Source organism: Sphingobium sp. TA15 (assembly GCF_037101235.1).
GTDB lineage: Bacteria > Pseudomonadota > Alphaproteobacteria > Sphingomonadales > Sphingomonadaceae > Sphingobium > Sphingobium indicum.
This window is the reverse complement of record NZ_AP025356.1, coordinates 229,811-244,324: the sequence shown is the minus strand read 5'-3', so window position 1 is coordinate 244,324 and position 14,514 is coordinate 229,811. Positions and strand designations below refer to the sequence as shown.

Annotated in this window: 13 protein-coding genes; 12 read left to right on the top strand and 1 reads right to left on the bottom strand. The window is 67.1% G+C overall.

Annotated features, from left to right (window positions below; genetic code table 11):
• Positions 1 to 70: 70 nt before the first annotated feature.
• Genes Sj15T_RS18380 through Sj15T_RS18370 form a run of 3 tightly spaced genes read left to right on the top strand, consistent with a single transcriptional unit; the run spans position 71 to position 3,512 of the window.
• Positions 71 to 1,795: a glycosyltransferase family 39 protein gene (locus Sj15T_RS18380; RefSeq protein ID WP_013053793.1), complete on the top strand. Its 1,725-nt coding sequence runs from the start codon at positions 71 to 73 to the stop codon at positions 1,793 to 1,795.
• On the top strand, positions 1,792 to 2,520 hold the full coding sequence (locus Sj15T_RS18375; protein WP_013053792.1) for a methyltransferase domain-containing protein: 729 nt from the start codon (positions 1,792 to 1,794) through the stop codon (positions 2,518 to 2,520). Before Sj15T_RS18380 ends, Sj15T_RS18375 begins: the two co-directional genes overlap by 4 nt.
• Positions 2,517 to 3,512 carry an NAD-dependent epimerase/dehydratase family protein gene (locus Sj15T_RS18370; RefSeq protein ID WP_013053791.1) on the top strand — a complete coding sequence of 332 codons (996 nt, stop codon included), beginning with the start codon at positions 2,517 to 2,519 and terminating at the stop codon, positions 3,510 to 3,512. Before Sj15T_RS18375 ends, Sj15T_RS18370 begins: the two co-directional genes overlap by 4 nt.
• A 5-nt stretch (positions 3,513 to 3,517) precedes the next feature.
• Here Sj15T_RS18370 and Sj15T_RS18365 read toward each other — a convergent pair whose 3' ends face one another.
• Positions 3,518 to 4,087 (bottom strand): hypothetical protein, encoded by a 570-nt coding sequence (locus tag Sj15T_RS18365; protein WP_338756243.1) that lies wholly within the window; start codon positions 4,085 to 4,087, stop codon positions 3,518 to 3,520.
• 47 nt (positions 4,088 to 4,134) lie between these two features.
• Between Sj15T_RS18365 and Sj15T_RS18360 the strand changes: the two genes are divergently transcribed.
• The 9 genes from Sj15T_RS18360 to Sj15T_RS18320 are packed head-to-tail and all read left to right on the top strand — an operon-like array spanning position 4,135 to position 14,509.
• Entirely contained in the window at positions 4,135 to 5,187 is a 1,053-nt protein-coding gene (locus Sj15T_RS18360) for a glycoside hydrolase family 5 protein (RefSeq protein WP_253720762.1), read from the top strand.
• Positions 5,184 to 6,383 (top strand): outer membrane beta-barrel protein, encoded by a 1,200-nt coding sequence (locus tag Sj15T_RS18355; protein WP_013053788.1) that lies wholly within the window; start codon positions 5,184 to 5,186, stop codon positions 6,381 to 6,383. Before Sj15T_RS18360 ends, Sj15T_RS18355 begins: the two co-directional genes overlap by 4 nt.
• 10 nt (positions 6,384 to 6,393) lie before the next feature.
• Positions 6,394 to 7,191 carry an SLBB domain-containing protein gene (locus Sj15T_RS18350; protein ID WP_013053787.1) on the top strand — a complete coding sequence of 266 codons (798 nt, stop codon included), beginning with the start codon at positions 6,394 to 6,396 and terminating at the stop codon, positions 7,189 to 7,191.
• 22 nt (positions 7,192 to 7,213) lie between these two features.
• Positions 7,214 to 8,476 carry an ATP-binding protein gene (locus tag Sj15T_RS18345; protein ID WP_013053786.1) on the top strand — a complete coding sequence of 421 codons (1,263 nt, stop codon included), beginning with the start codon at positions 7,214 to 7,216 and terminating at the stop codon, positions 8,474 to 8,476.
• Positions 8,477 to 8,506: 30 nt separating this feature from the next.
• The gene (locus Sj15T_RS18340; protein ID WP_013053785.1) at positions 8,507 to 9,877 is read left to right on the top strand and encodes an exopolysaccharide biosynthesis protein; all 1,371 of its coding nucleotides are present in this window, start codon (positions 8,507 to 8,509) and stop codon (positions 9,875 to 9,877) included.
• Entirely contained in the window at positions 9,874 to 10,542 is a 669-nt protein-coding gene (locus tag Sj15T_RS18335) for a tyrosine-protein kinase family protein (protein ID WP_041386901.1), read from the top strand. Before Sj15T_RS18340 ends, Sj15T_RS18335 begins: the two co-directional genes overlap by 4 nt.
• Before the next feature lie 4 nt (positions 10,543 to 10,546).
• Positions 10,547 to 12,451, top strand: a complete 1,905-nt coding sequence (locus tag Sj15T_RS18330; protein ID WP_253720760.1) for a WecB/TagA/CpsF family glycosyltransferase — start codon at positions 10,547 to 10,549, stop codon at positions 12,449 to 12,451.
• On the top strand, positions 12,441 to 13,496 hold the full coding sequence (locus Sj15T_RS18325; RefSeq protein WP_253720758.1) for a glycosyltransferase family 2 protein: 1,056 nt from the start codon (positions 12,441 to 12,443) through the stop codon (positions 13,494 to 13,496). The genes Sj15T_RS18330 and Sj15T_RS18325 overlap by 11 nt, the downstream gene beginning before the upstream one ends.
• Positions 13,493 to 14,509, top strand: coding sequence for a polysaccharide pyruvyl transferase family protein (locus Sj15T_RS18320; RefSeq protein ID WP_013053781.1), 1,017 nt, complete (start codon positions 13,493 to 13,495; stop codon positions 14,507 to 14,509). Before Sj15T_RS18325 ends, Sj15T_RS18320 begins: the two co-directional genes overlap by 4 nt.
• Positions 14,510 to 14,514 lie beyond the last annotated feature (5 nt).

Here is a 14,514-nt window from a genome sequence, read left to right as displayed (position 1 = left end):
AATTCGGTTAGATCGAATTCTTGCGCCATCGAACATCCTGTCGGCTTTTGCCGGATATGAGATCATATTCATGGCCACCACATCGGAGCATCTGGGACCGCCCGTCGTCCTGCCGTCGCAGGATGGCCGGCGCGCGTTCATGGCCCTGCCGGGAGCGGCCCCTGCCCTGGCCGCGGGGTTGCTGGCCTGCCTGGTCTATGGGCTGACCATTCAGACGCGCCCCGCCCATATCGACGAATTCTACCATCTGCTGGCGGGGCGCAGCTGGGCGGCGGACGGCAGCTTCGCGATCCTGGACGGCCGTTACGAACGGGCGCGGCTGTTCACCGCCATCGTCGGCGGCAGTTTCGATCTGTTCGGGCGGTCCGACCTCTGGGTGGCGCGCATTCCCTCGCTGCTCTTTTCGGGCATCAGCGTCGGACTGGTCTTCCAGTGGCTGCGGCAGAGCGGCGGCATATGGAGCGCGATGGCCGGCGCCGCGCTGTTCGGCCTTGCCGGCTACACGCTCGACATCGCGCATTTCGCCCGCTTCTACGCGCTGCACGCGCTGATGATACTGGCCGCGGCGGGAAGCCTTTTCCTCGCCACGCGGCCTGCGGGCCGGTTCAGGCCGGGCTGGCTGGCCGCCACTGCGCTCTGCCTTGCCATAGCCGCCCATCTGCAACCAGTGACGGCGATTGCCGCGCTGGCCCTGGGCTGCTGGCTGCTGTTCGACCAGCGCGCGACGATAGCGGCGATGCGCCCGCTGCACCTGATCGTGCTGGGGGCAATCGCGCTGGCCTGCGCAACCATCGCCCTGTCGCAGGCCGGGCCAGCGCTGGAAAGCTATCGCCATGCCGAGCGCTGGGCGACCGGATCGCAGGACGACGCCTTCTATTATCTGCGCGAATTCCGGGCGCAGATGCCCGCCATGCTGCTGCTCTGGCCAGTTGCGCTGGCGGCGGCCTGGCGGCGCAATCCCTCGCTGGCCAGCCTGTGCGCGATCATGGTGATGCTGTGCCTGGCGCTCCACAGTTTCGCGGGGATGAAGGCGTGGCGCTACAGCTATTATGTCTTTCCCTTCATCTGCATGGCCTATGGCCTGGCCATCGGCGCGCTGGTCGAACGGTTCGGCGGCGGGGGAACGATGCGTCCAGCCCTGCTGGCGGGCGCGGCGATGCTGCTGCTGATGGGCGGCGACGTCGCCTACCGCCATTCCGCCCGGCTGATGGCGTCGACCCTTGCGCAAGGGCCCGCCGCCCTTGCCGCGCCGGTGCCCGACGGCGAATGGGACAGGGCGGCGCCCGAATTGCGGCGGATCGCGCAAGGCAGCAGCCTGCTCGTCACCGGCGACGACCTGCGCACCCTGGCGCATATCGGGCCGTTCGACCTGTTCATCAGCCACAGCCGGCTGGGCGAGCTCAAGCCGCCGACCGACTTCAACAGCGATTTCCGCACCGGCCGTCCGCTGATCGACAGCCGGGCCGCCCTGTCCGAAGTCATCGACTGCACCGACAACGGCGTCGTCATCGTGTCCGATTATCAGTGGCGCAATCCCATGGGCGTGCGTCCCGAAATCGCCCGTGAGATCGAGCGGCGCCTGACCCCCGTCCCCACGCACAGCAGCTTCCACGTCTACAGCTGGCGGCACCCAACCGTGCGGCGTGCCTGCCCCCATGTCGGGAAGCAGGCCCTTCCCGGCACGAAAGGTGCGTCCGTGGTCAGGCCCCTGCCGCCCCGCGGGCGGTGCGTGCCGTCAGGCCAGTCATGTCCGCCTGCGTTCTTTGGCATCGCGGCAACCGCAGGTGCGGCATGACTGGTTTGCTTCCTCCCCCCGATCTGGAAACGGGGTCGGTCCAATATGCCCGCCGCTTTGCGGGGCCTTCGGGCGCCTATCTGCTTAACATCCAGGACCGCGGCCTGCGCGATCTGGTCGACGATGGGCCGCCCCTCCACCAGAGCGCGCTGGATGTCGGCGGCGGCCATGGGCAGCTTGTCGGCGGACTGCTGGACATGGGAATCAAGACCACGGTCCTGGGCTCGACGGCCGATTGCGCCGAACAATTGTTGCAAGGCGCCGATGCCGGCCGGGTGGATTATGTGACCGGCGACCTGCTGGCCCTGCCTTTCCCGGACGGCCGTTTCGACCTTGTCACCAGCATCAGGCTGCTGGCGCATATCGATGATCCGGACAGGCTGATCGACGAACTTTGTCGCGTCGCCCGCTACAGCGTCATCGTCGATTATCCGACATTGATGGGCGCCAATGCGCTGTCGGCGGCGACCTTCCCGATCAAGCGGCTGATCGAGAAGGACACGCGCACCTATCGCAGCTTCTGGCCGGCCCGGATCGAGCAGGCCTTCCGCCGCAACGGCTTCGCGCCCCGCCGCCGCTTCAAGCAGTTCAGCGCGCCCATGGGCCTCCACCGCCTGGCGGGGAAGCCGGTGCGTATGGTGGAGGAAGGATTGCGCCGCATCGGCGTCACCAGCCTGATCGGCAATCCGGTGCTCCAGCGCTTCGACCGGGAGAGGAAGGCATGAGCGCGGACGGACCCCCCATCGTCGCCGTCACCGGCGCGACCGGCTTCACCGGCGGCGCGCTGGCGCGGCGGCTGATCGGCATGGGCTATCATGTCCGGTCCATGACGCGCCGCCCGCCCAGCGCCGCCGAAAGGGAGAGCGGCATCGAATGGATCGGCGGATCGCTGACCGACACCGATGCCTTCGCCCAGTTGGTGGAGGGTGCGACGGCCTGTTTCCACATCGCGGCCATGTATCGGTCGGAAGGCGCGCGGGAGGAGTTCCTGAGCGCCAATCGCGACAGCACGGCAGCGTTGCTGGCGGAATCGCGCAAGGCGGGGGTGGCGCGCTTCGTCTATTGCTCGTCCATCGGCGTGCATGGCGATGTGGCGGAAACGCCGGCCGACGAAAACGCGCCCTTCGACCCGCGCGATCCCTATCAGGAAAGCAAGCTGCTGGCGGAAGACCTGTGTCGCGACGCGATGATGCGGCCGGGCATGGACGTCGTCATCATCCGCCCCTGCGCCATTTACGGGCCGGGCGACACGCGCATGCTTAAGATGTTCCGCATGGTGCAGCAGGGCCGTTTCCTGTTCATCGGATCGCGGCGGCCGAATTTCCACCCGGTCTATATCGACGATCTGGTCGACGGATTCCTGCTGGCGATGACGAGCGACGCGGCGCCGGGCGGCACGTTCATCATCGGCGGCAAGACTTATCTGCCGTTGCGCGACTATGTCGCGACCGCCGCCAATGTGCTGAACGTGCCCGCACCCCGGCGCACCGTGCCCTATGGGCTGGTCAATCTGGCCGCGCATGGCTGCGAACTGCTCTGCGCGCCGCTGGGGGTGCAGCCGCCATTGCACCGCCGCCGCCTGACCTTCTTCAAGCATAACCGCGCCTTTTCCATCGCGCGGGCGGAACAGGCGCTGGGCTTCCGGCCCGCCGTTGGGCTGGAGGAGGGCTTCCGCCGCACCGTCGCCTGGTATCGCAATGAAGGGCTGCTGGTATGAGCGCTTCAGCCGATCAGGCGCCTGACGCGGCCCCGGTCGCGCCGGTGCCGGCGATGGAGGCCGAGCGCCGCGACGCCCGCGACCATGCCCGCCAGCGCCGTGACGGGCGCCGCGACCCCGCACAGCGCGGCAATGCCGCAGGCGGCGCCCGCCCCGGCGCTCCATCGGACGAAGCGGGACGCGCCCGCGCCATAGTGTCCCAATATGCCCTCCAGATCGGCTATGGCGATCCAGTCCGGGCTGGCCGGCGGGCGCACCGCGACCGGCCGCACCGCGCCGTCGGGGCAGGTCAGCGACTTCACCAGCAGGAAATCGCCCGCCGCGATGGTCATGGAAAGCGGGACGGAAATCGACAGCAGGGCGCCGGACGACCGCCGGTAATGGATCGGCCGCGTGCCGCCCGGCTGAGGCGCGCCGAGATCCACGACCATCCCCTTTTCCTGGAGCAGTCCCACCATGCCGAAATGGGTCGGCACGCTGTCGCCGCCCTGAAACCAGGGCAGGGCATCCGCCGCCGCCATGTCGGGGGCGTCGCCGGCCGGGGCCTTTGCGAGCAGGTCGCCTTTCGCGCTCATCATGTCTCCTTCCCTTCAGCACCTAGCGGGGAAGCAGGCGCATCGCCATGGCGACAAAGGGGCTTCATCCGATGAGGGTGGCGACTCGCCTCGCCATGGCGCCGCTGCTGATGCTCCTGGCCCTGCCGCTGACCGCCGAGCAGCCTGCCGCCGGGCAACCGCCCCTGTCGGGCGTCAACATAGCAGGCGGGGAATTCAATTCCGCGCGCAAGCCCGGCGTCTTCGGCAAGGATTATATCTATCCCGACGCAAGGACGGCCCAGCCCTTCATCGACATGGGGATGCGGATCGTCCGCGTGCCGATCCTCTGGGAACGGGTGCAGCCGGCGCCGCTGAAGCCGCTCTCCACGACGGAGATGGCCCTGATCGACAAGTCGCTCGCCAGTCTGGCGCCGTTCCGGACCATCGTGCTCGACGTGCATAATTACGGCCGGTACAACGGCCAGCGGCTGGACCAGATTTCCAATGGGTCGGCGATGCTGGCCGATCTGTGGCAGCGGCTGGCGGAACATTACAAGGGCAATGGCGCCGTCGCCTTCGGCCTGATGAACGAGCCCTATGGCATGACGCCAGCCGCCTGGCGGTCGCTGGCGGACGGCAGCGTCGCGGCGATCCGGCGGACGGGGGCCGCCAATCTCATCCTCGTGCCGGGTTCCAAATATAGCGGCGCGCATAGCTGGACCACGGGCGGATCGAACTCCAACGCGCTCGCCTTCGCCGATTTTCGCGATCCCGGCGGCAATTATGCGTTCGAGATGCACCAATATCTGGATGCCGACAGTTCCGGCACGGCGACGAGCTGCGTCAGCCCGGACCTGATCGACGCGCGGCTGACGGGCGCGACGACATGGCTGCGGACCAATGGCCATCGCGGCTTCCTGGGCGAATTCGGTGCACCGCCCGACGACAATTGCCTGCGCGCGCTGGACGTTCTGCTCGCCCATTTGCGCGCCAATGGCGATGTCTGGATGGGATGGACCTATTGGGCGGGCGGCGCCTGGTGGGGCGCCCGCTATCCGATGAGCGTTCAGCCGACCGGCGGCCCCCGTCCGCAGGCCGCGGTGCTCAGCAAGCATATCGTTGCAAGGGAGCCAAGATGAAGCAGTTTTCCGTCATGAGCGCAGCCGCCACGGCGGCCCTCATGATCCCGCAGGCGGCCTTGTCCCAGACCGAGGTGGAGGTTCCGCCCGACGGTTTGCGGGTCCGGCCGACCGTGCGCCTGCTCTACGACAGCAACATCCTGCGGCAGAATGACGACCTGGTCACCGCAGAGCAGGACGACCTGCGCATCACGCCCAGCGTCGACGTGACCTACCGCCGGCAATTCGGTCTTCACCGGCTGACGGTGATCGGGTCGGCCGGCTATGATTTCCACCAGCGTTTCGAATTTCTCGATCGGGAAAGGGTCAGTCTTCAGGCCGATGCCGATCTGTCCGTATCCGGTTACTGCCATGTGCAGCCCAGGGCGCGGCTGAATTTCGCGCAATCGAACCTTTCCGATCAGGGCGTGGTCGTCGGCAACACGCAGCGGACGCAGGATTACAGGGTCGCGGTCGACTGCGAGAAGCCCTATGGCTTCTTCCCCGTGGCCGCCATGGGCTATCTGAATACCAGCAACAGCGCCTCTTCGCGGCGGATATTCGACATCGACACGTCCACGGCGATGGCGGGCATCGGCTATTCCAAGGCCAGCCTGGGCGAAATCCGCGCGACGTTCCAATATGAGCGTTTCCGCCGCCCCAATGCCGACGAGGCCATAGCCGGCCTGCGCGACGGCGCGGAAAATTACCGCGCGGGCATCCTCTTCCGCCGGGCCGTGGCGCCGCGCCTGAGCTGGCAATTGGGCGCCAATTATTTCAAGACCAAGCCGCGCGCGCCCGGCATTGCCGACTTCTCCGGCCTGGGGGTGGAGGCGCAGGCGGTCTATACCCCCTCCAACCGGCTGTCGATCCTGTTGGATGTCGACCGCAGCTCCCGCAATCAGAGCAATACGGGCGCGACCTATATCGTGCAGACCGACTTCAGCCTGCGCGGCAATCTGAAGCTGGGGGCGCGCTCCGGCCTGTCGATCGGCGGAAGCTACAGCCGCCGGTCGTTCAAGGGAGAATTGCAGCTCGACACGCCGCTGCTGCGCCGGTCGGACCGCACCCGCGCGGTCTTCGCCGGCTATCGTTACCAGTTGCGCAGCCGCCTCAATGCCGGGGCGGAGATACGCCATGAGTGGCGAACAACGGCCGTCGACCAGTTCCGTTACAAAAGCACGTCGGGACTGCTGTTCGTCGGACTGGATCTATGAGGTACTGGCCATGAAACCGATCTTCCCCGCCCTTTCCATCCTGATCCTTGCATCCCTTTCCGCCGCCGTTCCGGCGATGACGGCCGATGCCGCGCCGGGCGCGGCGCTGGCGTCCAGCTACATATTGGGCGCCAATGACGAGATAAGGGTGTCCGTCTTCGGCGCCTATCCGTTCGACGTCAAAACCCGGATCAAGGAGGACGGCAGCGTCACCCTGCCCAGCGTCGGGGAAGTCGTGGCGCAGGGCGTGACCGCCAATGCGCTGGCGACCAAGGTGCGCGATCAGCTGAAGGCGGGCGGATATTTCGTCAATCCGATCGTCAATGTGGAGGTGGTGAGCTATGTCAGCCGGGCCGTGACCGTCTTCGGCAATCTCCAGAATCCCGGCATCTATCCGCTGGACCGGCCGCAGACGATCGCGATGATGCTGGCCCGCACCGGCGGCGCGCGGACCGATGCCGCCGATTACGCCATATTGCAGCGCCAGGGCGAGGAAGACCGCCGCATCCCGCTTGAAGACCTGAACAGCGCGACGGGAACCGGGCAGATGCTGCGCCCCGGAGATTCCCTGTTCGTGCCCAAGGCGGAGGACGTCTTCATCTACGGCCAGGTCAACAAGCCCGGCAAGATCACCTATGAAAGCGGCATGACGCTGCGCCAGATGCTGGCGCAGGCAGGGGGGCCGACATTGGGCGGATCCGAAAAGAAGATCAGCCTCAACCGCGGCAACCAGAGGATCAAGCGCGCCGACCTGGACATGCTGGTGAAGCCGGGCGACGTCTTCACCGTCCAGGAACGCATCTTCTGATCAGGCTGGGAAGGAACCCGAAATGCCCCTGTTTTCCTGGATAGCGCGGTGGCTGAGGCCAAGGCGCAAGCCCAAGCCCCAGAGCGAGGAGCTGGCGCGCCGCATGGCGGCCATCCGCGCCGCCGCCGCCGCCGAGCCCGCCACGCCGCCCCCCCCGACGGCCGACATGTTGCGGTCGGCCATCCGCAAGGGGTTCAACTCGACCCAACCCGTCACCAGTTCCAGCCATCTTCACGGCCGGCAGGAGCAGTTGGAACTGCTGGTCGAGGGCGTTCTGGACCGGGGAAATCACGCCCTGATCTACGGTGCGCGGGGGTCCGGCAAGACGTCGCTGGCGCGGGTCTTCGCCAATATGGCCGACGACCGGGGCTTCGTCGTCCTCTATTCGGCTTGCGAGCCGGATCAGGATTTCGGGGCGCTGATCAGGCCCTATGTCGATGCCCTGGCCGGGGCGCCGGTCGACTGGCTCGGGGACCGTCCGGTCAATCCGCGGGACGTGATCGAACAGATCGCGCCCCGCGCCCGTCGCCGCTTCGTCCTGATCCTGGACGAATTCGACCGCATCACCGACGGCGCCGTGCAACATGATGTCGCAAGGCTGATGAAGATGCTGTCCGACGCGGCCATGCCGGTTCATATCGTCGCGGTGGGCATCGCGGCGGGGGTCGATGCCCTGATCGCGGGCCACGCCTCCCTGCGGCGGCACATGTCGGTGATCCCGATTGCGCGGATCGAATCCCAGGCCGTGTTCGACATCATCGCCAAGGGCGCGGTGTCGACCGGCATGGGCTTCACCGATGCCAGCCGGGAGACCATCGCCCATCTCGCCTGCGGATCGCCCTATCATGTCCGGCTGTTCTGCGCCCTCGCCTGTTTCGAGGTGATCAAGCGGCAGGAACGGAAGGTCGACCTGCCCGCCACGCTGGCCGGGGTGGCGCGGGCCGTCAACGACTGGGCGCTCACCAATGCGGAGGATGCGGCGCTGTTCCGCAAGGTGATCGCGACGAACAGCCCCCACTGGAGCATGATCGAGACCATCGCCCGCACCGCCGCCGCCCACGGCTTCATCACCCGGCGCGCGCTGGCGGATGAACGGGGCGAGCGCATCCTGTCCCAGTTGCGGGACGCGCTGATCATCGATGCGGCAGAGGATCGCATCGCCTTCCAGGACAGCCTGGCGCCGCAATTCATGCTGGCCATGCTGTTCGCCGCGCAGAACAGCGAGAAGATCGATGAGAACATCATCAGCATGAACGATCTTCATCGCCCGATCGCCGCCGAATAGGCCGGATCGCCATCGAATAGGATAGTGACTATGCTGATATTGGACATATTCCGCGCGATATTGCAGCGCTGGCGGCTGGTGGCGGGGATATTCTGCGGCGTCATGCTGCTGACCGCGATCTGGATATTGATGACGCCGCGCGAATATGTGGCGTCGGCCACGCTGCTGTTCGACACGCGCGCGCCCGACCCGCTGCCGGGCGAGACCCGCGCGGCGGGCGAACCCGCCGCCATGCTGGCGACCGAGGCGCAGATATTGCGCGGGGAGGCGATCACCGGCCATGTCACCCGCGCCCTCGGCCTCGACAAGCAACCCGAACTGCGCAGGCAGTGGTTCGACCAGACCAACGGAACCCAGACCTTCCAGGGCTGGCTGAACCGGCGGGTCCAGAGCGGGCTGGAGGTCACGCCCAGCCCGGCGGGCAGCACCATCGACATCGCCTATCGCAGCAGCAATGCGGCCAGATCGGCGGAGATGGCGAATGCCTTTGCCGATGCGTTCAACAAGACCCGCCTGTCGATGAGCAATGATTTCGCCAAGCGCTACGCCGACTGGTTCAAGACCCGCCTCAGCGAATCCGAGGCGCGGATGGAAAGCGCGCAGAGCGAACTGGCGAAGTTCCAGCGCGAGCACGGCATCGTCTCCACCGGCGCGATCGATGCGGAAAGCACGCGGCTGAGCGAATTGTCGTCCAAATTGTCCACCGCCGAAGCGTCCGCCGCCGATGCGGGCGCCCGCGCCGCCGCGGGGGCGAGCATGCCCGAAGTGCAGTCGAGCGGGGTGGTCCAGGGATTGCGCGCGCAGATCGCGACCAAGTCGGCCGAAATCCGCCAGATGTCGGCGGAACTGGGGCCAAGCCATGAGTTGATGCGGGCGGCCAATTCCCAGCTTGCCCAGTTGCGGGCGGCATTGGCGCAGGAAACGGCCAAGACATCGGGCAGCCTGTCCGCGGCCAGTTCCGCCGCCGCGGCAAACCGGGGCGCCATGCAGTCGCTGCTGAACCAGCACCGCGCCCGCATGCTGTCGCTGGCGGGCGACCGGGGCAAGCTCAACGTGCTGGAAAGCAATGTGGAATCGGCCAAGAAGCAATATGAGACCGAGACGCAGCAAATGGCCGAACTGCGCGCGAAGAGCAGCATCCCTTCGCTGAACGTGCTGCACCTGAACGCCGCCGAGGCGCCCTTGCTGCCGAACGCGCCGAACATTCCCGTGCGGCTGCTGATGATGACGATATTGGGCCTGATGCTCGCCATTGGCACGGCGGTCCTGCTGGAATGGCTACAACCCCGCGTCCGCAGCCGCGATGCCATGACATATCTGACCGGCGTGCCCGTGCTGGGGCAGGCCGACCTCCGTCACATCGGACAGCAACTCCGCCTTGAAGGAGCCAAATGGTCATGAGACTCCGATCCACAGAGAGAAGCGAGCAGCCCGGCGCGATCTTCATCGCCGCCGGCCCGGGCGAAAAGCCCGAGATAAATGCCGCGGGGCCGATCCAGGTCGATCCGCTGGTCGTGGCGGTCAGCGACCCGGAAGACCGGCTGGCGGTGCAGGCGCGCGACATACAGTCGACGCTGGCCGCGCTCCGCCTGGCGGACGGGCGGGCGCCCTCCTCCATCGCGGTCCTCACGGTCGGCGCGGTCGACGAGGCCGCGATCCTGACCGCCAATGTCGCGGTGTCGGCGGCGCTGAGCGGGCTGCGGACGCTGCTGGTCGACATGAAGCAGTCGGACTTCGTCCAGCACCGGCTGCTCGGCCAGGCGCCGGTCACGCCCACCGATCCGGAGGATGACCTCCACGCCTTCATCCGGCCTGCCTCGATCCCCAGACTGTCCCTGCTGGCGGCCGCATCCGACAGCCGGGGCCTGGCCGACATGATGGCCGATTTCGACCTCTGCCTGGTCGACGCCAGCCATGTCGAGGATCTCGCCCTGGCAGCGGCCGGCGCGGAGGTGGCGATACTGGCCGTCAGCCGCGACGCCACCACCACGGCGGACCTCAAATCCACGATCAACAAGCTGTCGATGCTGGGCATGCCGTTGATCGGCACGGTCATGATCGTGTGACGGCATGAAGCGTGGAACAGGCATGAAGATCGTCCATATCTCCCGCCAATATCATCCGGGCATCGGCGGGCTGGAGAATTTCACCCGCAACCTCTGCGAGGAGCAGGCGCGGGCGGGCCATGAGGTGCGCATGGTCACGCTGAACCGCATCTTCGACGGCGATGGCGCCGAACTGCCAGCGCGGGAGACGATCGGCGGGGTGGAGGTCGTCCGCCTGCCCTTCCGCGGCGGACGGCGCTATCCCATTGCGCCGGCGGTGCTGCGCCATGTGCGCGATTGCGACCTGATCCACGTCCATGCCATGGATTTCTTCGTCGATTTCCTGGCCCTCACGCGCTTTCTGCACCAGAAGCCGATGGTGCTCAGCACCCATGGCGGCTTCTTCCACACGGATTATGCGCAGCGGCTGAAGCAGGTCTATTTCCACAGCATATCCCGCCTGTCGCTGAGCCGCTTCCACGCGACGATCGCCTGCAGCGAGGCGGATCAGGAGAGTTTTGCGCGCATCTGCCGTCAAAGGCTGACGCTGGTGGAAAATGGCGTCGACATCGACAAGTTCGCGGCCGCCGCCGACCCGGATGCGCGGGCGATCCTCTATTTCGGCCGCATCGCCCCCAACAAGCGGATCGACCGGCTGATCCGCTGGTTCGCCGCGGTGAAGGCGCTGGACCCGGCCTGGTCGCTGATCGTCGCGGGCAAGCCGATGGGCGTCGCCCTGTCCGACCTGCGCCGGATCGCCGACGAACAGGGCGTATCCCGGAAGGTGGAATTCCACGACAGCCCCAGCGACGAGGCGCTTCGCGCGCTGATCGGGCGCAGCAGCATCTTCGCGTCCGCCAGCGCCTATGAAGGGTTCGGCATATCGTTGATCGAGGCGGTTTCCGCCGGCCTCTATCCCGCCGCCAGCGACATTCCGGCGCATCGCCGGTCCTGCGAGAAGCTGGGCGTCGGCACGCTCCTGCATTTCGACGATCCCCTGTCCGCGGCGCGGCTGCTCAAGGATTTCCGGGCGGCGAGGGCCAGGGGAGCCCTTAAGGACGCGGCCGAACCGCTGCGCAGCTATAGCTGGCCGCAGGTCTCGGCGCGCATCGTGCATATCTACGACCAGATATTGGGCCATCGCCAACGGGCCATCGGTCCGGTGAAGGTCGCCGTCCTCTCCCAGACGGAGGCGCTGGCGGAAATCCGGTCCCATGTCCGCGCGCAAAGGCCGAAGGTCATCGCCTTCTGCAACGCCCATATGGCCAATCTGGCGCGGAAGGACGACCGGCTGGCCGGGGCGCTGGGCAATGCGCTGGTGCTGAACGACGGCATCGGCGTCGATCTGGCGAGCCGGTTGCGCTATGGCCGCTCCTTTCCCGTCAACCTCAACGGCACGGACTTCATCCCCGCGCTGCTGAAGGACCATCCCGAAGGGCTCCGGCTGTTCCTGGTCGGCGCGGCGCCGGGCGTGGCGGAGCGCGCGGCGGTGACGCTGCGCCGCCTGTGCCCGCGGCTATCGATCGTGGGAATGCAGCATGGCTTCTTCGACCCGCAGGAGGAAGCGGGCCTCAGCGACCGCATCGGGGCGAGCAAGGCCGATCTGGTGCTCGCCTGCATGGGCAATCCCCGGCAGGAGATCTGGGCGGCGCGCTGGGCGCCGGAGTTCGGACGGCCCGTGCTGTGCGGCGGCGCTTTGCTCGACTTCCTCGCCGGACGGGTGCGGCGCGCCCCGGCCTGGGTGCAGCGGGCGCGGTTCGAATGGGCATGGCGGCTGCTGCAGGAGCCGACCCGGCTCGCGGACCGCTATCTGCGCGGCAATCTGAGCTTCATCGTCCATGCGCTGAAGGATGCCTGGCGCGGGCAGGATTGGGAGGATACGCCCCCGCCAGCCCCGACCACAGCCCTGCGGGGGGCCGATGCGGCCTGACGCCAGCATGGCCCGGCGCCGGACGACCATGCCGAAGCGCATTTCGGTCGTCATCCCGTTCTTCCAGCGCAAGCGCGGGCTGCTGCGCGAAGCCGTGCGGTCGGTCGCCTGCCAATATCTTCCCTGGCCCGCCGAAGTCGAACTGATCGTCGTCGACGACGGTTCGCCGGTCGCGGCCCAGCTGGACCTCGATAATCTCGCCTTGCCCGACTGGATCAGGCTGCGCATCCTTCGCCAGGCCAATGCCGGCCCGGCGGCGGCGCGCAACCATGGCCTGGACGCCCTATCGCCGGATTCCGGCTATATCGCCTTTCTGGACTCCGACGATCAATGGTCGACGCACCATCTGGCCTGGGGGATCGACACCCTGGGCACGGCGCATGATTTCTACTTCTGCGACAGCGCCATGCCGCCGACGACCATGTTCGCGGCCATGGCGTTTTTCCAGGCGCTGCCGACGCAGCAGGGGGTCGAACTGCTCGACGGGACGCGCGGCACCTATCGCTTCGTCGGGACGAGCGGCGGATCGTCGATGGTGCGCGACTATCTGTGCCAGACATCGTCCGTGATCCTGCGCAGGTCGGCGGTGGGATCGCTCCGGTTCGAGGAGAGCCTGCGCTATGCCGGGGAAGACTGGCTGATGTGGGCGCGGATCGCGCATCGGGCGCGGGGCATCTGCTTCTCGCTTTCCGCCAACAGCCTGCGCGGCGAAGGCATCAACCTGTATCGCGACGCGCATGAGCGGCTGGGCGGGCGCAATCTGCGGCGCATCCTTTCCATGATCCGCGCGAACGAGTTGATGGGCGCGATCGACGGCATCGACGAGCAAAGCCTGATGCTGACGCAGCAGCGGCGACGCAGCTTCCAGATGGAACTGGCGGCGATCCTGATGCATCCGCGGCTCTATCTGGGCCTGATGGACCGGCTCCAGCGGGCGATGATAGCAAGGGCCTATCGGCACCTCTGGCGTGACCTGCCCGGCTATTGGACGGAAATCCTGCGCCGCAAGCTGCGCCCGGCCGGGATGCCGGAGGTGCCCGCGTGAAGCTCTATTATTATCGGGCGCCGCAGGGGAATTTCGGCGACGACCTGAACGGCTGGCTCTGGGAAGAACTCGCGCCGGGCCGCTGGTCGGACGAGGATGATGGCGATCTGTTCTGCGGCATCGGCACGATCATCGGCAACGACATGCCGCAGGCGAAACGGATCAGGGTGTTTTCCAGCGGCATCGGCTATCGTCCCGTGCCCGCCGATTTCGACAGCGGACGGTGGAAGGTGACGGCGCTGCGCGGGCCGCTGACCGCGCAGGTGGTCGGGCGGCCGGAACGGGCGGTCGCGGACGGCGCGCTGCTGCTGTCGACCCTGCCGCGGCTGAAGCCCCTGGCCGAGGAAGAACGGCACGGGACGATCTTCATTCCCCATTATGAGGCGATGGACGAAGGCCCCTGGGAAAGGGCGTGCGGGCTGGCGGGCGTGGAACTGGTCGATCCCCGGCAATGCGCGCATCGGGTGATAGAGCGCATCCGATCGGCGCGGCTGGTGATCGCGGATTCCATGCATGCCGCGATCATCGCGGATACGATGCGGGTGCCCTGGGTGCCCGTTGCGTCGTCCCGGCGGATCAACAGCTTCAAATGGCTGGACTGGACCCTGTCGCTGGACCTGCCCTATGAGCCTGTGGCGCTGCCCTCGATCAGCCTGCGGGCCTATTATGAGGGGCAGGTGCAGCGCTGCATCGGACAGGATTTCCGCCTGCCGCGGCCGGACAGGGAGAGCGCCATGGCGCATTACCGGCGGATGATGCGGCGGGAGGGCAATGGGCTATGGCAATCGGTGCGGCCCAAGGTGAAGCATCATCTGCGCGCGCTGCCGGGGCGCCTGCCGGCGCAGCGCGTCGCGCGGGGCGCGATGGCGCGGTGGGACAGGCGGCGGACGGAACGCATGGCGACGGTTTTGCATCGGCTGGTCGGCGCGCCCGCTTTCCTGAGCGGCGATGCGATTTTCGCGCAGAGGGTCGAACAATTGAGCAGTGCGCTGGACGGTTGCTGGGGGCGGTGAAGGCT